The sequence below is a fragment of the Pseudoalteromonas sp. L1 genome, from assembly GCF_021728095.1.
Classification (GTDB): domain Bacteria; phylum Pseudomonadota; class Gammaproteobacteria; order Enterobacterales; family Alteromonadaceae; genus Pseudoalteromonas.
The window spans coordinates 104,772-130,251 of record NZ_JAKKCT010000007.1 but is presented as its reverse complement, the minus strand read 5'-3'; the positions used below and the strand labels follow the sequence as shown (position 1 = coordinate 130,251).

The 25,480-nt window shown below is 40.7% G+C and carries 15 protein-coding genes and 1 riboswitch; of the genes, 6 read left to right on the top strand and 9 right to left on the bottom strand.

What is annotated here, in order from left to right; translation table 11 throughout:
* The first annotated feature begins 88 nt into the window (after nt 1–88).
* A complete protein-coding gene (locus tag L3V38_RS18115; RefSeq protein ID WP_237120245.1) occupies nt 89–3,061 on the top strand; it encodes a DUF3857 domain-containing transglutaminase family protein in 2,973 nt (990 codons plus the stop codon).
* Here the strand turns inward: L3V38_RS18115 and L3V38_RS18110 are convergent.
* Together L3V38_RS18110 and ylqF are read right to left on the bottom strand one after the other, a co-directional pair.
* Nucleotides 3,058–6,510 carry a PAS-domain containing protein gene (locus L3V38_RS18110; RefSeq protein ID WP_237120244.1) on the bottom strand — a complete coding sequence of 1,151 codons (3,453 nt, stop codon included), beginning with the start codon at nt 6,508–6,510 and terminating at the stop codon, nt 3,058–3,060. The two genes, L3V38_RS18115 and L3V38_RS18110, sit on opposite strands and share 4 nt — an antisense overlap.
* 736 nt (nt 6,511–7,246) lie before the next feature.
* Nucleotides 7,247–8,191 carry a ribosome biogenesis GTPase YlqF gene (ylqF, locus tag L3V38_RS18105; RefSeq protein ID WP_062567498.1) on the bottom strand — a complete coding sequence of 315 codons (945 nt, stop codon included), beginning with the start codon at nt 8,189–8,191 and terminating at the stop codon, nt 7,247–7,249.
* Nucleotides 8,192–8,283: 92 nt separating this feature from the next.
* On the opposite strand from ylqF, the gene L3V38_RS18100 reads away from it, so the two are divergent.
* Nucleotides 8,284–8,820: a YaeQ family protein gene (locus L3V38_RS18100; RefSeq protein ID WP_237120243.1), complete on the top strand. Its 537-nt coding sequence runs from the start codon at nt 8,284–8,286 to the stop codon at nt 8,818–8,820.
* An 8-nt stretch (nt 8,821–8,828) separates the two neighbouring features.
* A complete protein-coding gene (locus L3V38_RS18095) occupies nt 8,829–9,431 on the top strand; it encodes an alpha/beta hydrolase (protein WP_237120242.1) in 603 nt (200 codons plus the stop codon).
* A gap of 7 nt (nt 9,432–9,438) precedes the next feature.
* Here the strand turns inward: L3V38_RS18095 and L3V38_RS18090 are convergent, their stop codons facing one another.
* Nucleotides 9,439–9,648 carry a hypothetical protein gene (locus L3V38_RS18090; RefSeq protein WP_130150938.1) on the bottom strand — a complete coding sequence of 70 codons (210 nt, stop codon included), beginning with the start codon at nt 9,646–9,648 and terminating at the stop codon, nt 9,439–9,441.
* 372 nt (nt 9,649–10,020) lie between these two features.
* Here L3V38_RS18090 and L3V38_RS18085 point away from each other — a divergent pair, with 372 nt between their 5' ends.
* Nucleotides 10,021–10,494, top strand: a complete 474-nt coding sequence (locus L3V38_RS18085; protein ID WP_062567494.1) for a Dps family protein — start codon at nt 10,021–10,023, stop codon at nt 10,492–10,494.
* 402 nt (nt 10,495–10,896) lie between these two features.
* Here L3V38_RS18085 and L3V38_RS18080 read toward each other — a convergent pair whose 3' ends face one another.
* On the bottom strand, nt 10,897–13,827 hold the full coding sequence (locus tag L3V38_RS18080) for a TonB-dependent receptor (protein ID WP_130150937.1): 2,931 nt from the start codon (nt 13,825–13,827) through the stop codon (nt 10,897–10,899).
* Between the two features lie 216 nt (nt 13,828–14,043).
* Between L3V38_RS18080 and L3V38_RS18075 the strand changes: the two genes are divergently transcribed.
* The gene (locus L3V38_RS18075) at nt 14,044–14,775 is read left to right on the top strand and encodes a LytTR family transcriptional regulator DNA-binding domain-containing protein (RefSeq protein ID WP_130150936.1); all 732 of its coding nucleotides are present in this window, start codon (nt 14,044–14,046) and stop codon (nt 14,773–14,775) included.
* Nucleotides 14,776–14,839: 64 nt separating this feature from the next.
* On the opposite strand, the gene L3V38_RS18070 is transcribed toward L3V38_RS18075, so the two are convergent.
* The 5 genes from L3V38_RS18070 to L3V38_RS18050 all read right to left on the bottom strand — a co-directional run bounded on the left by L3V38_RS18070 (nt 14,840) and on the right by L3V38_RS18050 (nt 22,711).
* A complete protein-coding gene (locus L3V38_RS18070; protein ID WP_193988008.1) occupies nt 14,840–15,250 on the bottom strand; it encodes a hypothetical protein in 411 nt (136 codons plus the stop codon).
* A gap of 56 nt (nt 15,251–15,306) precedes the next feature.
* Nucleotides 15,307–17,382 (bottom strand): S9 family peptidase, encoded by a 2,076-nt coding sequence (locus L3V38_RS18065; RefSeq protein WP_237120241.1) that lies wholly within the window; start codon nt 17,380–17,382, stop codon nt 15,307–15,309.
* 109 nt (nt 17,383–17,491) lie between these two features.
* A complete protein-coding gene (locus tag L3V38_RS18060; protein ID WP_237115283.1) occupies nt 17,492–18,061 on the bottom strand; it encodes a chitin-binding protein in 570 nt (189 codons plus the stop codon).
* 113 nt (nt 18,062–18,174) lie between these two features.
* Nucleotides 18,175–18,265: riboswitch (cyclic di-GMP riboswitch) on the bottom strand.
* A gap of 123 nt (nt 18,266–18,388) precedes the next feature.
* Entirely contained in the window at nt 18,389–21,526 is a 3,138-nt protein-coding gene (locus L3V38_RS18055) for an efflux RND transporter permease subunit (protein ID WP_237120240.1), read from the bottom strand.
* A 9-nt stretch (nt 21,527–21,535) separates the two neighbouring features.
* Complete coding sequence (locus L3V38_RS18050) at nt 21,536–22,711, bottom strand: efflux RND transporter periplasmic adaptor subunit (RefSeq protein ID WP_130150931.1); 1,176 nt, start codon at nt 22,709–22,711, stop codon at nt 21,536–21,538.
* Between the two features lie 253 nt (nt 22,712–22,964).
* Here L3V38_RS18050 and L3V38_RS18045 point away from each other — a divergent pair, with 253 nt between their 5' ends.
* A complete protein-coding gene (locus L3V38_RS18045) occupies nt 22,965–25,475 on the top strand; it encodes a zinc-dependent metalloprotease (RefSeq protein ID WP_237120239.1) in 2,511 nt (836 codons plus the stop codon).
* Nucleotides 25,476–25,480: the final 5 nt, after the last annotated feature.

Below are 25,480 nucleotides of genomic sequence, written 5' to 3'. Positions count from 1 at the left end.
CAGCTTAATTTTTTAATGGGTTTTAGTTGGCAGCGGCTTCTTATTTCAGTAACTTATCTCATAGATATAATGGAATTAGAAAATAACAATGAAATGGATGCACTTACAACTTAAGGTACTGGCTGTTTTTTTATTCTTTGTGAGCTGTTTTGCAACCGCTGAAGACTATCAGATTGCGCCCGCAGCTAACTGGGTAAAACACCATGAGTTACTTATCCCTGAGATTCCTCGAGACCAAATACGAGACGGGACTTTCTACCTGATGCTCGACACTCAGCTTCAGGTATCTGAGCAAGCCCCACAGCAACGCTTTAATCGCACCGTAATGCAAGCGGTCAATCAGTCTGGGGTTGATTATATAAGCCAGCTGAATATTGATTTTGACCCAAATTATCAATCTCTTACGCTCAATAGCTTAGGCATTATTCGTGACGGTCAATATATAGATAAACTAAATAGTGCCGAGCTACAGGTGTTACAACGTGAGACCGACCTAGCAAGTCGAATATACAATGGCACATTAAGCCTAAATATCATTATTGATGATATGCGGGTAATGGATATATTAGATTACAGCTATACGATTTCGGGCAGCAATCCGGTTTATCAACACTTTAGTACCATGCGCACACTAAACTGGTCGGTGCCGATAGTGCAGCAATTTATGCGGGTAAAGTGGCAAAAGCCTACGCCCTTATATATCAACTTTATGAATGGCGAGTCACCAGTTACTAAAACCAAGCTAGATTTGGGTTTTGACTACCAAATTAGCCAACACAATGAGCCTACAATGATCTCAGCAAGTGAAGTACCTTATTGGTACTCACCTTACAAGGAAGTGTATTTTTCTGAAGTAAATAATTGGCAAGAGGTGATCAATTGGTCGTTACCTTTGTACCAATCAGCCATCGAAGTGAGCCCTGCTATTGAAACAATTGCCCGTCAAATTAAGTTTCAACATGCCGATTTAGAGTCTCAAATTGTGGCAGCCCTACGCTTTAGCCAAGACGAAGTACGTTATTTGGGCCTAGAAATGGGCACCAACTCGCATCAACCTACTCCTGCATCAGAAACCTTGGCACTGCGCTATGGCGATTGTAAAGACAAAACCGTCTTGCTCATCTCTTTACTTAAAGCGCTCGGCGCAGAGGCTCACCCTGCTTTAGTTAACACCGAAGGCAGAAAACGTACTGCCAGCTTACCGGTATCTCCTAGCTTATTTGATCATGTCATTGTCACTTTAGAGCACCAAGGTAAGCGCTATTGGCTCGATCCGACCATTTCTTATCAGCGCGGCAATTTAGAACATTTAGCTCAACCGAACTACGATGTAGCGTTAATAATTAAGCAAGGTGAAACAGGCTTTACAGATATGTTCACAGAGCCTGCCCTAAAACGCATACAGGTTTTTGATAGTTATCAGATCCCAGAAGGTATTGACGAGCCAGTTAGTTTCTCAACTCAATATAAATACGGCGTCTTTGAAGCAATAAATCGTCGTAGTTCAATCGCTAAAAACAGCTTAAAAAGCGTAGAAGATGATTATCGAGAATATTATCAAGATACCTACAAAGGCTTAAAAACAGCCAAACCTATGCTGGTTGAATCTCCAGAGGACACCGGTCAGCTAATTACCAATGAGCACTATACTATTGATAACTTTTGGCGACCTGATGGTAATGATTTTAAAAACAACTTTTACGCCAGTGACATTCGAAGCTCGGTTTATAAACCTGAACAGCGAGAACGTAACAAGGCACCAATGTGGTTTCGTTACCCCAATAATATCGAAACAACAATAGAGGTTACTTTTACGGACTCTAATTGGCAGTTTGATGATGAGCAGGTCACGATCGATAACCCATTTTTTCATCTCGAAAAACGCGTGACATTTAAAGACTCGGTGTTGACCTTATTCTTTGATTACAGTGCTAAGCAGGATCATATTCCAGCCGATCAAATAGACCTTTACCTAAGCGAACGCAAAAAACTCAATAACGCGACCCATTACGGCATCATTAAATACGGCACAAATAGCGCCACAACCACACCAGTGGATGACGAAACCAATTGGTATAGCGTTTTTATTTTAAGTTACTTGGCAGCAATCATCTTTTTCATCGGCGCTTGGCGTATAGAAGCAAGTAACCGCCCATTTTTTGCTGAGCAACAGTTCTACCCTGTCAGTAACAGTAAGTTTGTTATTTACAGCTTATTGAGCTTAGGAATATTCATTAACTACTGGAGCTATCGCAACTGGAAAGCGATAAAAGAGCAGCAACAAAGCCATATAATGCCGATTGCCCGAGGGATATTTGCACCACTGTTTTTTATTCCGTTGTTACTTGAGCTTTGCAAGCATAGCGAGCAAACCTTTGGCAAAAATAAGATCATGCCCGTTGCGGTTGGGTTCGTGTTATGGCTGGCGATTATCATTTCTGAAGTCGTAAGCTATAATTGGGAATATGGTACCTGGCTGTTTTTAGTGACACCTATTTTATGGTTGCCGCTGGTTAATTACATTCAAAACCTCAAGCAACCTGAACAGGCTCTTGAGTACCACTCTCAATGGCGAGCGAGGCAGGTTATCATGTCGATATTCATGTTGCCTTGGTTATTTTATGGCTTAATTTATGAGCTATATTTGTTGCCAAATTCAACCATAGTAACCGGCGATAAGCTATGGTCGTATCAAGTTAACTTTTTAAAACGAAAAGAGATCATCCCAGCAAATGAGAATGTGCAATACTTTTATAGTGATGCCTTTGTTGATTTTAAAACTGATGGAAACGGCATCACAGAAAACACAATTTTTAGTTACTGGGAAAATGAGCAAGGTGTGCTCGAAAAAGATCAGCGCAGCTTTAGTGACATTAAAAAGCTCAACGTCGATTATGCTAAAAGTGCCCTACTAACCACCACGGTAACGGTAATTGACCACAATGGTGATGAAATGATGTTATTTTTAAGTCATGAAGATGGTTTAGATAAAAAATTTGTCGCTGAGGTAGAGCGCTTAATGAAAGCCAATGCCCCATCAACTGAGCAAAACGCTGATTAAGTAAGTCGCTTAATCATGCGTTTTAAGGCAGGCGCTTTCAGAGGCTTATAAAGCAATGGGTAGCCCGCATCGAGCACTAACTCACGTATACCTTCATCATGATTCGCGGTATTAACGATGGCAGGTAAGCGTGTTAGTGCCGCTTGCTCAATCACTTCAAGGCCCGTTACCCCATCATCCAGCTGATAATCGATAATCAGTAATTGCGGTAGTGCTTGGCTTGCCTTTAACTGCTCAAGGTCTGCTAAATTAGTGGCTGTGGAGATCTCGCAGCCCCAATTTTCTAGTAACTGCTTTAATGCCTCTAACACATTTCGGTCATTATCAAGCAGCCAAATACGCAGTTGACCAAGCTCTGTTTCTTGCTGCGCTTCTGCGCTTTGCTCTTTACTCACTTGACGGCTGACCTTACATGGCAGTGTTAAAGTGAACTGCGTTCCTTTTCCAAGCTCAGAGCCCATCACTAAAGGGATTTTTAAGAGGTCGCAAATACGCTTTGTGATTGCAAGCCCTAGCCCTAACCCTTCAGCACTTGGTTTAGCACCAAGCTGTTTAAACTCTTGAAAAATGGTTTGCTGATCACTTGCAGCAATACCTATTCCTGTATCTTCAACAATGAATGACACATGATCATCATCGTCATGATGCATTTTTAAGCGTACTTCGCCTCGCTCAGTGTAACGAATGGCATTACTGAGTAAGTTTCGCAATACTCGGCGTAACAACGCTTTATCTGTGTGCAAACGCACATCACAAGTCTCAATTATAAACTTTAGGCCCTTATCAGTTGCGAGCGCTTCATAATCATTGCGCAGCGGCTCTACAAGTGAGCTGGCTGCAAACTCACTCATTTGTACTTTAAACGAACCTGAGTCGAGCTTCGTTAGTTCTAAAATACTCGATAACAGTTCTTCAGCGCTGCCTAATGAATTTTTAATATTCATCGCTAATTCTTTAAGCTCAGTGCTTTGTGCTTTTTCATTCATTAATGAACAAAACAAACTCGCGGCATTGAAGGGCTGAAGTAAATCATGACTCGCAGCAGCAAAAAAGCGTGTTTTACTGACTGTTGCTTGTTCCGCCACCTGTTTTGCCTTTGATAGCTCTTGATTTGCTTGAGTAAGTGCTAATGTACGTGCTGTTACTTTTTCCTCCAGGCTGACATTGGCTTCTGTCAGCGCTTTCTGTTGCTTAACAAATTCAGTAATATCTGTATAGGTTGTTACAAACCCTCCCCCTGGCAGTGGATTACCTTGCATCTCAAACACACGGCCATCATTGTGCGAACGTTGGTATTTATATGCACTGCCTTGGCGTAAATACGCTAAACGTTTTTCGACTTCGCTGGTCACACTTTCGCCCCTGAACAGGCCACGCTCAGCATTAAAACGAATAATATCAGCCACCGGACGCCCTATATATAGAGCATCGTCAGGGTAAGCAAACATATTCTTATAACCTTGATTCCACGCTACAAGTCGCAGTTCACTGTCGACTACACTGATCCCTTGTTGGATGTTTTCTATGGTTGATTGTAGTAAGTCACGATTAAATTTAAGAACTTGACTTGCTTCATCAACAAACTCAGCAACTTGTTCTAGTGGCTGGCGCTGCTCATTTTTAGCTACATCTAAAATAAGCCGTGCCGATGCCCCGCCAATCACCGCTGACATCTCACGCTCAACCAGTAGCTCTAATTCAACATTAGCAGGGCGTTTCCACTTACCTTTATCATCAGGGAAATAATGGTTTACCAGAGATTGCGCGGCCTCTTTCTCGGCAAATCGCTGCAATAAAGCTCCTAAATCATGATAACTAAGTGGATGTAGGTGGTTGCTGATCCGTGAGTCACTTAATTGAGAAACAAATTTATTACTCTGCAAGCGTTCAGCCAAAGTTGCACGACTAAATAACGGCACCAAAAAATACACTAAACAGTTCGCACCTAACGATAACAGCAAGGCTTGGCTAATGCTTTCCATGCCTAATGAGAATAAATTGGTGGGTGCAAGCCAGCTAATCCCCCAAGGCCCATTCACGAGCCACAAGCTATCGTTACCTAATCCGCCTGCTAGGTTTGGCAGTAATAGCGTGTAACCCCAGATGATAAAGCCACTTAGTATACCAAGCTGCGCACCTCTACAAGAGGCTTGTCGCCACCACAGACCAATAATCATAGCTGGTGAAAATTGTGCAACCAAGGTAAACGACATTAAACCAACATTAGCAAGCGTTGTGCTCTCGCCCAGTACCCGGTGAGTGAAATAGCTAAGTAATAAAATGAGTACGATAACGATTTTACGCGCGTGTAGAAGGTTATTTTTATCGAGTCCACGGCTACTCGATGTAAGCTGCGAGCGGCGTAAAATAAACTGATTTATAAAGTCATTGGTTATCATCACAGAAAGTACAATTGATGACACAATTACCATACTGGTTGCAGCTGAAAAGCCGCCTAAAAATGCCAGTAATGCTACAAAAGCATTGTCAGCTGCCATAGGAAGTGCCAGTACAAAGGTATCGTAGCCAACTTCTTGACCTTGAAAATAAATTAATCCGGCGTATGCAATCGGTAAAATAAACAGATTGATAAGTAATAAGTAAATCGGAAATAGCCAACGTGCCGAAGCCAACTCTTTATCGTTATTTTTTTCGATAAAGCTCATGTGAAACTGCCTTGGCAAACATAGGGTTGCCAAAATACCGAGTAATGTATGGGCAACATACACATAGGTTGGGCTTTGTGTTACAGCTACTTGCTGATCGATATTCAGCGCCTGTGCTTTTTCAAACAGTGCCATAGGGCTGTCAAATAATGCAAAGCACACATATAAACCCACTGCAACAAATGCCAATAACTTAACCACTGATTCAAAAGCAATACTCGCAATAAGGCCAGGGTTATGCTCACTGGGTTTTAGCCGCCTTGCACCAAACAAAATAGCAAATAACGCTAAAACAAGGGTGATGTAAAAAGTGCTATCGGCCCACACTTCATGGCTTTGTGTGACGGCTTTGTCGGTAAGTAAATTCATACTTTGTGCGGTCGCACTAAGCTGTAAAGAGATATAAGGCACAATCGCAATCACAGAAATAAGTGATATTAGCCCTGATAAGCTTGAAGATTGTCCATAGCGGGTGGCAATAAAATCTGCCATCGACGTTATTTTTTGCTGCCGACAAATATGTGCAATGCGACAATATACCTGCCAGCCAAAAATAAACAGTAAAATAGTGCCAGCATAAGTCGGTGCTAACCACCAGCCGTTATATGCTGCTTGTGCCGTGGTGCCAAAAAACGCCCAAGAAGTACAATATACCCCAAGCGATAAACCATAGGTTAAGCCTTTAAAAGGCAGTACTTTTCTTTTATCAGCCCAGCCTGCAACAGCAAATAGAATTGCTAGGTAAACAATCGCAAGTAGGCTTATTGACCAAATTGAGAACATCGCATTTGATTATTTTAATTATTATAGCTTCAGCATAGTTTTTATTAGTCATAATTTACAGCCCAACTTTAGTGCTAATGCATTGTATTTGAGAAGGTTAAAAAACAAACGCAAAGAAATGAGAATTATTTTCAATTAGTTGTTGACACATAGCTAAATCTAATTGATAATCACTATCAACAAGTCAGTGACGCTTTATGACTTGTTCGGAATAAACTGATTTGTTTCTCGACCCTGAAACACGTGTGGCCCACGATAAAGCTAAGATCACCTGTTGCTGATCGCAACGCCCCTTGATGTTGGCAACAGGTGATCACCTACTTGCTACATTGCTCATATCGGTGACGGTAGATATGAAACTAAAAAAGCCCTTGCAGGGCTTTTTTTATGCCTGAAACAAAGTAATCAATGTGTCGAAAAATAAAACACTGAAATGATAATTATTTTTATTTAGATGTTGACAGCTTATTAAATCTAACTGATAATCAATATCAACAAGCCGGAAGAGCATTACGACTTGTACGGGATAACCTGATTGTTTCAAGACCCTGAAACACGTGTCGCCACGTTAAAGCTTAGCTCACATATTGCTAGCCGCAACGCCCCTTGATGTTGGCAATATGTGGGCACCCCTACTTATTTTACTTGCTACATTGCTCATATCGGTGACGGTAGATATGAAACTAAAAAAGCCCTTTCAGGGCTTTTTTTATGTCTAAAAATTAACGTTTTAATTTTAACGACGGTTTTTACGCGCTCGGGCACGGCGCTGCTTTTTCTCTTCTTCTTTAGCAGCTTTTTTTGCCTCTAACGCGGCGCGAAGCTGTGCAACCATTTGCTCTTCTTCTTCACGCATGGCTGGTGTTTCCATAGTAATGCGACCAATAATGCCATCTCGTAATTCATTAATAAGAATTTCAGACATTTTATAAGTATCGATCTGATTTCCACCACGAATACAGCCACGCTTTTTGCCTGCCATTTCTACAAACTCCCAGTCAGACTCTGGTAGCTCATCAATTTTATAGCGACTTTTTAAAAGCTCAGGATATGCATGCAGTAAATATTCGGCGGTGTAACTTGCCACCTCTTCATAATCAATGGCCGTATCACGAATTGCACCCGTTGCCCCTAAACGGTAACCTGAGTTTTCGTTTTCTACTTTTGGCCATAACATGCCTGGCGTGTCGTAAAGCATAATGCCATCATCAAGTTTAATTCGTTGCTGAGCTTTAGTTACCGCAGGTTCATTACCCGTTTTTGCTACAATTCGGCCTGCTAGGGTATTAATTAGTGTTGATTTACCAACATTGGGAATACCCATGATCATGGCTTTAATTTGTTTATCAGCGCCCACTTTATGCGGCACTAATTTTTTACAAAGCTCATTAATACGATGTACTTCACCTGCTTTATCATTCCCAAAATCAATCGCTTTAACGCCACTTTGCTGCTCAAAGTAGTCTTTCCATGCTTGCGTTAATTTAGGATCTGCAAGGTCAGCTTTATTCATGATTTTAATGACCGGCTTATCGCCACGCAGCGCTGTTACCATAGGGTTTTCACTGCTGTAAGGAATACGGGCATCAAGCACCTCAATGATCACATCCATTTGTGGCATAATTTCTTTGATTTCATTACGGGCTTTATTCATGTGCCCTGGGAACCACTGGATGGCCATATTTTACTCCTAAAAAATAAATTGCATGCTATTTTAACTGGCTCAGCTTGGAATTGCGCTATAATGACACAAATTTTTTCAAGTAAGCAGTTATGGCTCTTAAATCAACTATTATCAAAGCGCAAATATCGCTAAGCGATATGGACCGCCACCTTTATCAAGATTTCAATCTAACCCTTGCACAGCACCCATCAGAGACCGAGCAAAGACTGATGATCCGCCTACTCGCTTTTGCGCTAAATGCGTGTGAAGGTTTAGAGTTCACTAAAGGCTTATGCGCTGATGATGAACCCGAACTTTGGCATGTAAACTACAGCGAAGAAATTGAGCTTTGGATTGAGCTCGGCTTACCAGATGAAAAGCGCTTGAAAAAAGCCTGTAATAAAGCCAAACAGGTTGTTTTGTATACTTACGGCGAGAATAACCAAACTATTTGGTGGCAAAAACATCAACCTAAGTTGTATGATTTTAAAAACTTGCGTATTTTTAGTCTCGATTATGCAGCGACTCAAGCATTAGCTGCACTGGCAGATCGCAATATTAAGCTCACAATCACTATTCAAGATGGCGAGGTGTGGGTAAGCTCAGATACAGCAAATATTGAAATTAAACCTCAGCAATTAATGTAAGGTATGCGATGGCAATTAGACAAGTTGTAGTGTTACATGGACTTTATATGTCAGGTTTTGTCATGCGCCCCTTGTGTACACGCCTTGAAAAGTCTGGGTTAAAAATACTTAATTTGACCTACAACACGCTATCCCCTAATAGAGCGGCTATTTTTGATAAAATTGATCACTTCATTGGCGACAAACCAACAGCCATGGTGTGTCACTCTTTGGGGGGGCTCGTTGCACGCGCTTACCTTGAAGCGAATTCTTCGCAAAGCAAGTATGTAGAAAAAGTTATTACGCTCGGCACTCCACACAAAGGCAGCCATATTGCTAAACAGATACAGCAAAAAGGATTCGATATGCTACTTAAAAATAGTGTCGAGTTTTTATTGTCTGAAAACGGCGACTGGCCATTTAAAGCGAAACTTTACAGTATCGCTGGGGATTTACCTATAGGACTCATGCCATTAATTTCTAAAGGCAGTGTCTCCGATGGCACAGTGCTAATAGATGAAACCAAGCTCAATGGCATGGCAGAGCACAAGGTGTTTCATTTAAGTCACACCAGTATGATCTACTCACGCCAAGTAATGGATTACATTATAAAGCTTATCAACAAAGACTAGTTGCGCCTTATTTTTCAGCACTTGCTGCCACTTTGTATGAAATCAGTACGATAATACCCAGAATAAGCGGGATAGGCGCAGCGATATAGCCAAAGGTATCAAAATTTGCAAAGCTAGCACCTGCTAAATGCCCTACTAAACCAATAACAAAAGCAAGTAATGCAATCACTACAACCACTATTTCAGCTTTGTTTTCTTTCGCTGTTTTACCGTCCATTTTTCTTCTCCTAAATAAATGCGGTAAACTCATTATGCGCTTCTGAAATGTTGTTTTTTTGACCTAAATCAATTTCTAAATCAGCCTAGTTGCTTGCCAATCTAAACCTTGTTTTAGATCATGTTATCTGCCTTATTTTAAAATAATCACGCTTTTAGGTAGATTTTTTGCTCTCTCGCCCCAAACCTATGTAATAGGTCGTCCAATCTTATATTGATAGTGTGAAAATTAACTAAAACAGCCACTGATAGGTTTAAACTATCACCATGTTCGAATTAAACCATTTTACAGATTACTGGAAATGGCTAATACTTAATCTCACGCACTAGCAAGTAAAGTAAAATATTAACAGCTATTTTTAAGGAGCAATCTATGTCACAGGTAAATGCAATTGGTTTAAACAGCGCAAAAAGTGAAGATATCGTAAAGTCACTAAACTCTTTATTAAGCTGCTACCAAATTCAATACATGAACGCACGTGGCTTTCATTGGAATATCAAAGGTCGTAACTTTTTTGAATTACACCTTAAATTTGAAGAAATTTATAACTTATTACTTGAAAAAGTTGATGAAATTGCGGAGCGTATTCTGACTTTAGGCGGCACACCAGTACACGCATTTTCAGAGTACATTGAAGCAAGTAAAATAAGCGAAGCAAAAAATATTACTGAAGGCACTGCTGCAGTAGAAAACTTATTAGCAGGCTACAGTACACTCATCCAAATGCAACGCGATATTTTATCTCAAGCAGGTGATGCTGACGATGAAGGCTCTGCGGCGCTGATGAGTGACTACATTAAAGAGCAAGAGAAACTAGTTTGGATGCTAAAATCTTACTTAGGTTAAATATAAAAGCCCTCTAGGAGGGCTTGCGTAGGAAATATAGTTAAATAACGAATAACTCATTTTCTACATTAGACTCTGAGTATCCATACAACAACGCCACTGTTATTAGTGGCGTTTTTATTGGGCTTAACGGGTTGCATTCATAAAGTGTATTTTAGCCTGCTCGCTATATCCTTTTTTAAATCCAACTGGATGACCAAATAACTTGTAAATATGAATATTTATAGAGTCGAAATGATAAATCTTTGAGCAAATAAAAAGCCCTCAGAAGAGGGCTTTACGTAGGGAAAATCGTTAAACAACAAGCGATTCATGATCTACATTAAAGCCTCTTATTCGATACAACAACGCCACTGTTATCAGTGGCGTTTTTATTGGTATAAGTGGCATTAAATCACTTATTTAAAACTTACTTCTAAAACCTACATAGACAGTTCGACCGATAGGATCATACGTACCTGCATCAGTTTCAGCTCCTGTATCTGAGCCAGTTACACCTGAAATGATACGTGGTGGTTCTTTATCAAATAAGTTATTTGCACCTGCATACAACTCTATTGAGTCAGTTATATGATAACTTGCCTGAACATCATGGTAAGTAACGGAACCAACTCCTACAGACCCTGCAGGAATGTTATCAAACGAATTTAAGAATTGATCATCAAAAGCAGCATCACCAATAAATGTTAAGCTCCAATTAAAGTCAAAATCATTATACTTGTAGCCAAAGTTCCAGTTAGCCTTATGCTCAGAAGAGCCTACTTCACCAGCAAATTCATCTTTATCGGCACCCGGTAGTGGAATTGTGTAACCATCAATTAGGTAAGTATACGCTAAACGCGTTCTGAATTGACCAGGACCGATATCACTAGAGTAAGTTAAGGTTAAATCAACCCCTTCAGTACTTATACCACCACTATTTGATTGTCCACTGTCAATAAACTCAAGTGAGCCAGCACTGTTATTACCTGCTGCTGCACTGCGACGAGTAATAAAGTTACAGAAACTGTCGTCACCGCCACCATAACACTGCGAAAGTATAAATTGGCGTGGTGTTGGAACGATTGCATCGGTTACCTCGATATCAAAATAATCGATTGTGATATCTAAGCCAGAGATTAAGCTTTCTGGTGTAAACACAACACCCACGGTTACGGAATCACCCACTTCTTCTTTTAAATCAGGATTACCACGATTGAAACCACTGATACCCTGTAAATCTGACTGGTTTAGCGTAAACTCACCATTTGTCGCGATGTTATTTGCAATACCAACATCGGCACGACACGCATCACCTAGAGCACCATCACCCGTACTAGAGACACCTACACAAGGGTCATTTAAGCCACTAGGGAAAGTTTGAGAAGGCGGTGAAAATAGTTCATCAATATTAGGAGCACGAGTAGAACGAGCACGTGTTGCACGAAGACGTAAATCCTCAGTAACTTCCCAATCAACACCCACATTCCAACTTTCTGTGTTTCCTACTGTTGAATAATCAGACAAACGAATTGCTGCATTCATGGTAACAGATTCAAGTACTGGAATATTAGCCTCTACATAATACTCTGTTACATCAAACTCACCTTCTGTAGCAGGAATTGCATTACCTGCATTTAGGCCCGCTTGTTGTAGTGCATCAAACTCACTACGTGAGAACTCTTCACGATATTCAAAACCTGCTGCAATACCGACCATACCGGCAGGTAATTCAAATAAATCACCAGTGATATTACCGCCGATAATCTCTTGCTCTACAGAAGTCGACAACATGCTTGGCGCTCGAACAAAGTCTATTGCACTTTGCGACATAGAGTTAAAACCAAAAATATTGACTGGAGCACAATTAAAGCTTCTCGCAGTGGCATCCAAACAAATTGCTTCGTTGGTAATTCCATCATTATCTAAATCTTGGCTATCAATAACAGCCTCTAAACCTCGGCGAAAGCTTTGTACGTTAACTAAACCACTAGAAAGCTGCGCTTCTTTTGTTTTACCGTATACATAGTAGGTGTCATAAAACCAACTATCGTTAATTTCACCTTGGAAACCAACTGCTAGTCTGAAAGTATCACGCTCAGCTCGTGCGCCGCGATTACCAATATCGGAGAGTCGTTTTGCAAAGAATATATCTCTTAAACCATCACCATCAGTGTCTGTTGCTGCGTTATAGATTTCATCCGGTACAAATGCATTGCGCAGTAGCTCATCATTAACCAAAAATTCAATAGGAACACGCCCGTTAGCATAAATATCATCTGAAGCAAAAGGGAAAGGCTCTAGCTCAGATTGAGTTGATGTTGATGCATATGTACCTTCAAAAAAGAAAGTATGTTTATCGGTGATATCGTAGCTGCCGTTAGATGCAAACAAGTAACGCTCTGTAGGAATTGCGAGTGCCCTTACACCATTTCGGTTAAAGCCATTTGCTTCAACACCGTCACCACCATTGGTGCTGAATGAGTCTTGTAAGACGTTGTTACTGTTATACGTAAAGCGCGTGTCACCCGCATCAAATCGTCCCTGTGGAGGAAACGATGAGAAAAATGGACGTACAGCTTCAAAAATATCACTCGCTTGACCTGTTTCGCTATTTTCAAAAGCAATTTGAGCAATTTGGTCAACAGAAGAGCGTGAACGGTCTCGAGCGAAAACACCACCTTGGTCAGAATAACCTAGGTGAAACATCACTTTCCCTTTATCATCCAAGCCACTAAAGCCTGAAGTCACTGAGAATTGTCTAGATTGATCATCCCCTTCTTTAGACTCACCATACTGGCCTTCAAACTCTATTCCTTCAAAATCATCTTTAAGGACAAAGTTAACTACACCCGCTACAGCATCAGAACCATACACCGACGATGCACCACCAGTCATAATTTCAACACGTTCAATAAACTGACTTGGTATGGTATTTAAATCAACGGCTGAGCTACCAGGAACACCGGCGACATAACGTCGGCCATTCACAAGTACAAGCGTTCTGTTCGAGCCTAAGTTACGTAAATCTACCGTCGCAACACCTGCACTTGAAGTATTGAAGTTTGAGTTTGTACGACTAATTGCCGGTGTACCAAATGCTGGGTTTTCAAGTAATAAGTCTTGAATGTTTAATGAACCTGAAGCATCAATAGCCGAGCTATCAACAACTTGAATAGGGGCTGAAGACATAGCTTCTGCAGAGCGAATTCGCGACCCTGTCACTTGAATACGCTCAACCTTTTCTAATTCTTCATCCTGTGCCACCGCATTTACCGACACGCCTCCCATCATTGCCATCGCAATTGCAGAATAGACAAATAATGGACGTGGATTTTTTTCGTTTTTTATCATGGTAATTCCCCTGAAAATTATTTGTAACCACTTAGTTACAGCTCGCCACATTATTGGGCTTTATGCATTTCAGATAGCTGCATTTTGTAAGCGGATTAAAATTAGGGATAAGTGGAATATTTTGAGGGATAACTAAATTGTAAAATAATTTGAATAGAAAATAGGAACAGACACGGTCTTATTGTTTTTAACAGGTACGCTACATTCGGAGCTACAATGCAAAGCATTTTATTTAACAGCATAATAAATATAACTGAGCCGCAATTTGCACAAGTGCTTGAAAGCGCAATAACACGGCATCATAGCTTTAACGCCGTCACTGTTATTAATAACATTAGTAACTTTAATTTTGAAAATACTCACGTTGCGTTTTATCAACTTAACTCGTCACCTATTTCACTTGAGTTGCTACAACTAACGGAGCTAGCCAAGCATTTAAAGCTCGTTATTGTTGCTGACTCAGCGCAATTAGCGAACTTAGCTTATGAAATAGGCGCTATTGACTTTATACTTACGACTGCAAATTCTATGCGTATAAACCAATGTTTTGAAAAGCTTATTCACTTGTGTCCGCTTGTCAACGCACATCATCAAAGGTACTTAGAAGAACAAGAAAACTCTCACTTAATCGTTCGGGATGTAGGCAAAGTGAGGCTCGTAGATATTGAAGAAATCGTATGGATAAATGGGGCTGGTAACTATGTAGAGTTGCATTGCCAAGATAGTCCTCGTCCAATATTACATCGCGAAACGATGAAAAACTTAACAGAGAAGCTGGCAAGTAAAGGGTTTATTCGTATTCATCGCTCTACTTTAGTTCGTAAAAAAGCAATCAGTGAGTTGATACCGACCGACTGTGGTGATTATAAAGTCATTTTAAAAAGCAATGCGATTTTAAATTTATCGCGCCGTTTTAAAATGAATCTTGAAGGTATTTTAGGGATCTGAGCAATAACCCACTAGGTAGTTTGCAAGCTCATTAAATAAAAGCCCAAATAGGCAGGCTTATAGTTTATGTTGCTGACTCTAACCAAGCTCGCATTTTTTCACACTGCGGATTAATTTCAAGGAAGCTATTTATATCTTTATGAAAGGTCACCCTGAGTCCACTGTCTTTCCAAACAGACTCTATCAGACTTTGAGCCACACTATTAGGTGCCACATAATCAACTTGTTTATAGCCACGTGATTTAACCGTTTCAAAATAAGCTTTTGCTATATGAACGCTCTCTGCGGTGGCTAATTCAAACTGCTTAACATTTATTATTAAATGATGAAGGTTTTTTATTGAGTTGCCTGTTATTTCGTCTGCTATTTTATTCGTGAAGTCAACAAACGCCTCTTTATTAACACAGCCTCTAAACTCAATAAATACGCAAGGAGGGCTTATTTTATAAAACCACTCCCCATGGGGCTTAAACATAACCAAACATCACTCTTACTACGTTTAAGGTAATATTAGCTTTAAAATGGTTATTTTCAATCTAATAGAGCCATAAAAAAGGCCATCTCAAGCGCTTTCTCTTCAAGGCTTTTAAAGCGTCCAGAAGCGCCTCCGTGTCCGGCATCCATATCCGTTTTAAACACAACAATATTGTCGTCTGTTTTTATCTCACGCAGTTTCGCAACCCATTTCATCGGCTCCCAGTATTGTACTTGCGAGTCATGAAAACCCGTTGTTACTAATATATTTGGGTAGGCTTGAGCCGTAATATTATCGTATGGGGAATAAGCGTTAATGACCTCGTAAAAGTCGGGATCATTTGGGTTACCCCACTCATCATACTCATTTGTTGTAAGGGGAATACTCTTATCAAGCATGGTTGTCAGCACATCTAAAAAAGGTACGTGACAGCCCACGCCTAAATAAAGCTCTGGTGCTTGATTTACCACAGCCCCCATTAATAAACCGCCAGCACTTCCCCCTGAGGCAAACACCTTCTGTGGATGTGCATAGCCTTGCTCAGTGAGTGAGCGAGTAACATCAATAAAATCGTTAAAGCTATTTTGTTTATGCTGTTTTTTACCTTGTTCATACCAATGACGACCTAGCATTTCACCACCACGAATATGGGCAATGGCATAAACAAAGCCACGGTCAAGCAGGCTCAATGAACTACTAGAAAAACTCGGATCAATGGTAATACCATAAGCTCCATATCCATATTGCAACAAAGGGTTAGAGCCATCTTGATTAAACTTATCAATACGATACACCAATGACACTGGTACTTGCTCACCATCTCTTACGGTGATCATTAATCGTTCTGAACGATAGTGATCTGGGTCAAATTCACCAAGTACTTGCTGTTGTTTTAATAACGTTTTGTTACCCGTTTTTAAATCAACATCATACAATGAACCAGGTGTTGTTAGACTTGAGTAATAAATACGTGCAAAGCAAGTGTTAGGCTCAGGATTCATCGCTATTGCGGCATAATAACAAGGGTCATCAAACTCTAATGTGAGTCGCTCTTCCTGCTTATCAACAACCACAAAGCGGGTTTGACCAAGCTCTCGCTCAGTTAAAATAAGATAATCATTGAATATTTCGACCCCTTCCAATAACACATTATTACGGTGCGCAGTATGCTCTTGCCACTGTTCTTTTGTAGCAATTGTGTCGGTTGTGGCAGTCATTAAACGGAAGTTTTTGGCTTGCCAATTTGTGACTATATAAAAAGTATCGCCAAGCTTATCAACGTCAAACTCATGGCCTTCTTCACGCGGCATTAACGCGCTGAATTCTCCCTCGGGATTGTTAGCATCAAGTACCCAAGTATCGTTCGTTTCAGTCGTAGCCAAATCAATAATAATTAAGCTTTCATCTCGACTCTTACCAAGCCCCAGAAAAAAGCTTTTATCCTGTTCTTCATACACTAAAACATCATCGTCTTGCGGGGTGCCTAACACATGGCGATACACCTGAAAACCCAATAAAGTTTGTAGATCTTTTTTGACATAAAAGACTGTTTTACTGTCATTAGCCCAAACAATTTGCCCTTCCGTGTTTTCAAGTACATCGCTGAAGACTTCGCCACTGGCAATATTTTTAAAACGCGCGGTGTAAATACGGCGGCCTTCGGTATCTTCAGAATAAGCAAGTAATTGCTCATCAGGACTAATTGCGACTTCACCTAATTCATAAAATTCGTAATCACTGGCTAATTGGTTTACATCTAACAATAACTGCTTGTCATGGGCTTCGATTGAACTACTTCGGTAATGGCGCGCATATTCATCATCACCACGAACTTCTGAGTGATACCAGAACAGGCCATCCTTCACAGGAAAGGTATTATCATCCTTAACTATCCGCTCTTTTAGTTCGTTAAATAACGCTTCTCGTAGCGGTTTAATACTGGCAAGCTGTTTTTCACAATATTCATTTTCTGCATGTAAATGTGCCAACACGTCTACATTCTTGCGCTCATCATCACGCATCCAGTAGTAATTATCAGTACGAGTTAATTGATGAGCTGTCAGTTGATGGGGTTGTTTTTTAGCTACAGGAGTAGGCGTTAATAAAGACAGAGAATAAGAGTTTTGCGACACAGGAAAAACCACGATTAAAAACGAATGACCCGAGTCTAACACAGAAATAAAAAAGCCCACTCAAATTGAGTGGGCCAAACAATGCTAAATAGCATTTAGGGGGAAACTATCAATGTGATACTTGCTGCCATGCCATGGGCCAACTTTTACCCACACCAGGTTCATAGAGTGGGTTGTGTGATTCTTTCACACGACAAAACTCTGTATACGGCCAAGGTTTACACATATAAATATGGCCAGTCTTTGGTTGTAGTACTTTTACACCTGAGCTGTAAGCATTGCATGCTTGCGGATAAACATAATCATACTCTTGATTTTTATCCTTTATTTTCTTTTCGCACTTCGCAATACAGTTAAATGCCACTTTTACATGGGTTATACCCGTGCTTTCTAAGGCATAAATCTGATTGAGCCGATATGCAACGATGAGACCCTGCTCTGTTATTTTTCCTGCTCGAATCATGGGCATATGCACATTTATATGCTCAGCAATTGAACGAGGCCAATTATGAGGCTCACCCTCATCAGAGCTAGTGATAGGGTACTGAAATGACAAATCAGCTAACTCACCTTGTGCATCATAAAAAGTCACGACCACCTTATCCCCAACAAAAAGCTGAGTATGATGATTTAAGCAACCTATCGGCAACCACTTTCCAGAAGCCAGTGACATATGCATAAACAAAGTAACACCCTAAGAACAGCTAGTAGGTACTATCCAATAACAGCCGTACAAAATAAATACAATTTTAGTTTGAGGCAATAGATCCAAAGCACGAAGAATGTGCGCTTTTCAGCGGCCCCGCTATCATAGTTTTGTAATCAAAACCTTAGACCGGAAACTTTGCGTCCTAACCTTTCGGTTAGTTTGCCAAAAACTGAAATGAGTATAATCCTCAGTTGAAAACAAATCAAACAAAAGAATGTAACCGAAAGATATGCATAACAAGCAATTACTAGTCACAAATAAGCTATAAAAAAGCCAACCCGAAGGTTGGCTTAGTTATTAATCTCTTACCGCACGTCGATTTGGTATGAGCTCTTTCACTGAACGGAAAAAGCGTAAGAACACATGGCCTACATCACTCATCACGATATACAGACAAGGAACAAGTACCAATGTAATGAGAGTTGCAAACATCACTGCAAAACCAAGGGCCACTGCCATAGGAATAACAAACCTTGCCTGCAAGCTTGTTTCAAACATAATAGGAAGTACGCCAGCAAAGGTTGTAATTGACGTTAAGGTTATTGCTCTAAAGCGTGCACAACCTGCCTCAATAACAGCTTGACGAGTTGACATTCCCTCTCGTCGAGCTTGGTTCACAAAGTCAGTCATAACTAAAGAGTCATTGATCACCACCCCAGCAGCAGCAATTAAGCCAAAGCCTGACATTAAGCTAATATCTAAATCAAACCAATAATGCCCCCAAATAGCACCGGTCAAGCTAAACGGAATCACCGACATAACGATCAATGGTTGTGAATAACTTTTTAGTGGCACCGCAAGTAAGATATACACTAAGAACATCCCCGCAGCGAAAAACATTAATTGCTCATTCGCCTGTGCTTGCTGCTCTTCAATGGCACCGCCTAATTCAGTTTTCACTGATGGAAATTCTTCTTTGAGCTGTGGCAGTAGTACATCGTCGACCTGCTTGACCACTTCACCTGGTTCTATGGTTTCTTCGTCAATGCTGCCGTAAATATACACAGTGCGATAACCACCTTCACGGCGAATATAACTAATCCCTGGCTTTTCAGTTAGTTCAACTACATCACCAAGCAGTACTTCTTTACCAGCAGGTGTCGTCACTACCGCATGTTTTAAAGAAGCAAATGCTTCACGCGTTAATTTAGGATAACGCACCATTACACGTACTTCTTCACCACGACGAATTACACGCTGCGCTTCTCCGCCGTAAAAACTTGCACCAACTTGATTGGCAATTGTGGCAAGGTCTAAGCCTAAATCATAAGCAACAGGTTTTAAGCTAAGTTGGACTTCTTTACTAGCAGGGTCAATTGTCGAGCTAATATCAAATAAGCCTTTTTGCTGTTGCAGCAACTGAATAAAGCGACGACCCGCATCATTTAAAGTATCAACATCGGGCCCATAAAGCAGGTATCCAAACTCGCCATCATTGCCGCCGCCATTTACATCGTCGTAGATTTGCAATGATTTAACACCAGCAATGTTTGGCATCTGCTCACGCCAACGTCGCGAGAGCTCAAAAGCATTATATGGACGCAAGTCCTCATCTACCAATGGTGCTAAAATTTGTGCTTCTGTACGCCCCTGATTAAAGACCAAAATATCACGTAATAATGTGTGACCAAACTCGCGTTCTGTCTCTTGATCAACCTTTTTAACCATGGCTTCAATTTCACGAATTGCTTCAATGGTCTGTATATCAGACGCATTTTCATTCATTTCCAGATTAATTTGCGGAAAGTCATGCGGTACTTTTGGTGTTGGTACAACACGTACTTGATTTGACGAAATTAAAGCGAATGTCAAAATCAAAAGGCCAATAAATGAGAATAACACTAACCAACGCCATTCAACACAACGCTCAATAAAGCGTTTATACGGGCCATTCACAAAATTAAAGAAGCGCTTGTTAAAACGTGCTCGCCAACTCTCAGGATTGATAGGTGGAAAGTGAGTATGTGCAATGTGCGCAGGTAGAATAAGCTTTGATTCTATTAAACTAAATACCAGACATAAAATAACAACGACCGCGATACCGTAGAAAAAAGCACTCTCTGGGCCACTTGATAAAGTAAATGGCGCAAATACAGCAATCGTCGTTAATACCCCAAACGTTGCCGGAGTTGCTACACGTTTGGCACCGTTCACAACGTTAACGACGCCGCCTCCTTTTTTCTCTATCTCAGTGTAGGCACTTTCCCCTATGACAATTGCATCGTCAACGACAATCCCCAGCACCATAATGAACGCAAATAGAGATACAATGTTAATAGTGATACCAAAAACAGGCATCATCATCATTGCACCTAAGAAACAAATTGGTAAACCAATCATTACCCAAAGTGCTAGTTTAAAGCGCAAGAAGATAGACAACATGATAGCCACTAAGATAGCGCCTTGAAAAAGGTTACTTTTCATCATGTCTAAACGCGCATTCAAGTAATATGTCATGTCCATTAGTGGCTCTAGACGTAACCCCACAGGCAGCTCTTTGTTCTTTTTATCTATGTATGCTTTCACGGAGTCCGCAACGGGGATCATATTTTGCTCTTTCGTTGCTTTAACCGATAAATACACTGCATTTTCGCCATTGAATTTAAAGTAACGCTCACCCTCTGTGAACTGATCTTTTATAACAGCAATGTCTTGTAACAAGACTTTTGCACCGTTAGCTCCCACCTTTACAGGGATTTGACGGAACTCATCACCACTGTAATATTGGTTTTCAACACGTACAGAAATAATCCCTGCATCAGTGCGTAATTGACCTGCTGAAATATTCGCTGAGTAGCGGCGTACGGCATTAGCAACATCGCTTAATGTTAAGTTATATTGGCGCAGAGAATCTGGATCAATTTCAATTGCAATTTCATCAAGCGGCACATCATTTTGCACCAAAGACACATTTGATAACTGCAATAACTCATCTTCAATTTGATTAGCTATTGGCTTTAATTCTGTGAGTGGCACATCACCGACTAATGTCATCCCAATAACATCTTGGCGAAACTCAACCTGACTAATAGTCACCGGCTCCATCCCCGCAGGAAAGGTCGCAATTCCGTCAACGCGTAGTTTTACTTTATCAAGAACGTCGGTTAATTCTGCATCGGTATTAATTTCTAAGCTAGCACGCCCATTGTTACGAAATGCACGGTAAACACCACGTTTAATTTCGGTCACATCTTTGAGCGACTCTTCAATTTTAATCAGAATACTTTCTTCAATTTCTTGTGGTGAGGCCCCAGGGTAATTAGCTTGTACCTCAATATAATTGATCTCAATATTCGGAAACATCTGACGCTGAATGGTAAAGTAGCTTAATATCCCCATAGCAAGGATAAAAAACATCATTAAGTTTGCAGCGACCGAGTTATTAGCAAAATAGGCGATTAAACCAGACTGCTTCTGTGTTGTTGTATCACTCATACAGCCACCTTACAGCTTTTCGACAGCAGCAGTTTCACCTGCATCGCTTGTCATTTCTTGCATACCGGCTACTTTTACTTCCATTCCCGCTTGCGGGTACTCAGGCAGTGTCAGTACAAGCTGATCATCAATATTTAAACCATCGCTAATATAAAAATATTCACCTTCTTCGCGAACTACAGTCACTTTACGCGGCTCTAACTTTTGTTCATCGTTAACCACCCAAACGGTTTGATTGTTTACCAATGATTGCGGTAGGCGATAGATATTTTGCAATGTGGCGCCGGCAAAATTAACCTGCACATAAGCGCCAAATTTAATGGGTTGTACATCATGTTTTAAACCATATGGGTCATCGACACGAACAACCAAGTTACTCATACGTGTTGCGTTATCAACGACACCCAAGTCACGGTCCACCACCGCTTCACGGGTAAAGCTATTTAAGCCTTTATTGATAATAGTGGCCTTAATGCCTTTAATACGTTTAGGTAAGAACACGCTGTCGAATCCTGCGATAGGCACAATAATTTCAGCACTTTCAATATTGTTTAGCTCGGCAACCTGATTGCCCACATTAATATATTGACCCACACCAATTTCACGGCTTATCACTAACGCATCATAAGGTGCTTTTACTTCGCATCGAGCTAAGTCTCGCTCTGCACGTTTCAGTGCAGCTTGAGCCGATTTAACCGCAGCTTGCGCACTTAAAACTTGTGGTTTTCGTAGGAATAAGTCAGTACGCTCACGTTCTGGATAACGCTTGGCTTCATCAAGCGCTACCTTCGCTTGCGCTTGCTCTTCAATTAATGCAGCTTGAGCACTCGCCAATGAAGCTTCAGCTTGTAATACGGCCGCCTCGTAATTGTCTTTTTCAATCGTGAATAACACTTCTCCGCGAGCAACAATGCCACCCGCAACAAAATTTGGATGCCAGCTTGTGACTTCACCCGCAACTTGAGATGCAAGCAAAGTACTTTCGAGCGGCCTAACCTCACCATAACTGTTAATAATAACTTGATGGTCATCACTTGAGATAGTTTCCACTCTAACAAGAGGTCTGGAGTCAACCACCTCTTTATCTTGTGGCTCTTGGGCAATAGCATTAATACCTACAAAGCCAGCAATACCAAGGGCTAAAGCAGCAAATGGTAACATCCATTTCAATACATTCGTGCGCATAACTTACACCTTTTAAATTTTTACTGCCCTTATCATACCAAAGCTGACAGAAACATTAATGTGACATTTGTAAGTAACTGTTACAAAAAGAGCCAAATACACCATCAGCAGCTAAAAATAATTTGTTACTAAATAAAAATCTCAACTTTTCATGGTATTAGAGATAGCGCTTTACACTTGTTAACAAACAAACTTCTATCAATTAGCAATTTCATTAAACTCGTGCCTGAAAAAACAAATGGAACGACTAAAAATGAAAATAACCAATATTGCTTTGGCGTTAAGCATTGCTTTTGCCATAAATGGGCATGCACTTGCAGCCAAGAAAGAAGAAAAAAAGCCTGAAACACTGGCTGAAATGATTAAAGATAAAACCGAATACTCAGGTATTTTTACTCTTTATCAAGACGAAAAAACCGGTGAAAACCTAATGGTCATAGACCAATCACAACTTGATACACCCTTTGTCTATTTTGCACATACCGTAGATGGTGTGACCGATGCTGGTCACTTCAGAGGTGCGTACCGTGAAACAAAACTCATTGAATTTAGAAAATATTTTGACCGTATTGATATTATAAGCAAAACCCCTCGTTATAAATTTGATCAACACTCTGCTCTTGCTCGCTCTGCTGATGCAAATATCAGTGAAGCAGTGCTAGCTAGCATCAAAATTGAGAAAGAGGAAAACGATAAAATAGCATTTAATGTTGATAAACTGCTTATAAGTGAAGCATTACACAAGATATCTCCTTGGCCAAATCCAGACGATAAAAATGCTAAAAAGCGTTTCAAATTAGGAAAATTAGACGATAAAAAATCGCGCATTGTTCAGCATCGTCCTTACCCAAACAATTTAGATATCACTGTCGATTATGTGTTTACCAATGCCAATCCTAGTGTACGTGGCTCTGAAGCAATAAGTGACCCTCGTAATGTATCGATTAAAGTACAGCATTCCTTTGTCGCTTTACCAAAAAATAATTATCAGCCGCGCCACGATGATGCACGTATCGGTTACTTCACAAACCAATTTGATAATATGACTTCTGCTGACTGGGCACCTTACGAGGACGTAATCAAACGTTGGGATTTACAAAAGAAAGACCCTACAGCTGCACTTTCTGAGCCAGTCAAACCAATTACTTGGTGGATTGAAAACACCACCCCTATTGAGTGGCGTGATACGATTCGCGACGCAGTGCTTGCATGGAACTCTTCATTTGAAAAAGCGGGCATTAAAAACGCTATTCAAGTAAAAGTTCAACCTGACGATGCAGATTGGGATGCTGGCGATATAAACTACAACGTATTACGCTGGACAGCCTCTCCACGCCCACCTTTTGGTGGCTATGGACCTGCCCTTGCTAACCCATTAACGGGTGAGATCTTAGGCTCTGACATCATGTTAGAGTATGTTTTTATGAAAAATCGCTGGATGTACGAAACCTTATATACGCAAGGCGCAGCCTCATTAACCTCTGACGAAAATAATCCTAACTTACACTGTTCATTAGGTCACACTATTCAAGAAAACATGCTACTTGCAAGAGGGTTAGGTGCTGGAGCCAGTATTGAAGATAAAGAAATTTTACGCCAAGGCTTAACCCAGCTTATTCTCCATGAAGTAGGTCACACATTGGGGTTAAACCACAACATGAAGTCATCGATTTTATGGGATGAAAAAGAAGTTCACGACAAGAGTAAAACACAAGGTATCGTGACAGGCTCGGTGATGGATTATGCACCGGCCAACATTGCGCCTATTGGCATGCAACAAGGCGATATATTCCAAACTAAGCCTGGCCCTTATGATGATTGGGCGATTGAATATGGCTATAGCCAAGCACTAGCCGATGAAGATGCTGAGCAACAACGCCTTGAAAAAATTCTCGCTCGCTCATCAGAGCATGCACTCGCATTTGGTAATGATGCTGACGATATGCGTGCACCGGGTCGCCATATCGACCCTCGCGTGATGATTGGCGATATGTCATCTAACCCTGCCGCTTATGCTGACGATCGCATGGCTCTTATCAATAAGTTATTTACTGAACTTAAAGACAAAGCCACCGTTGAAGGTGAGTCATACCAACAACTTGTTACCTCAGCGAACATTCTATTTGCTAGCTACAGAACACAAGCTGGCGTGGTATCACGTCAAATAGGTGGTGTTTATGTAGAACGCAATGTCGTAGGTGATGATAAAAATGGCGCACCATTGACTCCTGTGTCACTTGAACGCCAACAACAAGCAATGCAGATTTTAGCCGACAAAGTGTTCTCTCCACATGTACTTGCTAACATGCAGCCTCTGTATAACTACCTGCTACAGCAACGTCGTGGTTTCAACCATTATGGTAAAAACGAAGACCCTAAACCACATGGTATGATTTTAGGCATGCAAAAGCTGGTACTTGCTCAGCTATTACACCCTGCTGTGATGCTGCGTATTTCAGACAGTGCTATGTATGGTAATGAGTATTCACTTAACCAATTTATGAATGACTTAACAGCAAGCATTTTTGTCGACGGCAAAAAAGCAAATACATTAAGCCATAACTTACAAGTTGAGTATGTGAATCAACTGATTGCCATTGCCGGTTTAACTAAAGCCAGCAAGCACGATAATCTCGCTAAAGCTGCAGCTCTTTATCAACTTAACCAAATTGCTGATATCAGCACTCCTTGGGGAGCAGATACTGCTGCTAAAGCGCATAAACAATATATTAATCGCTTAATTAGCAAAGCATTAGACGCTTAACCAAC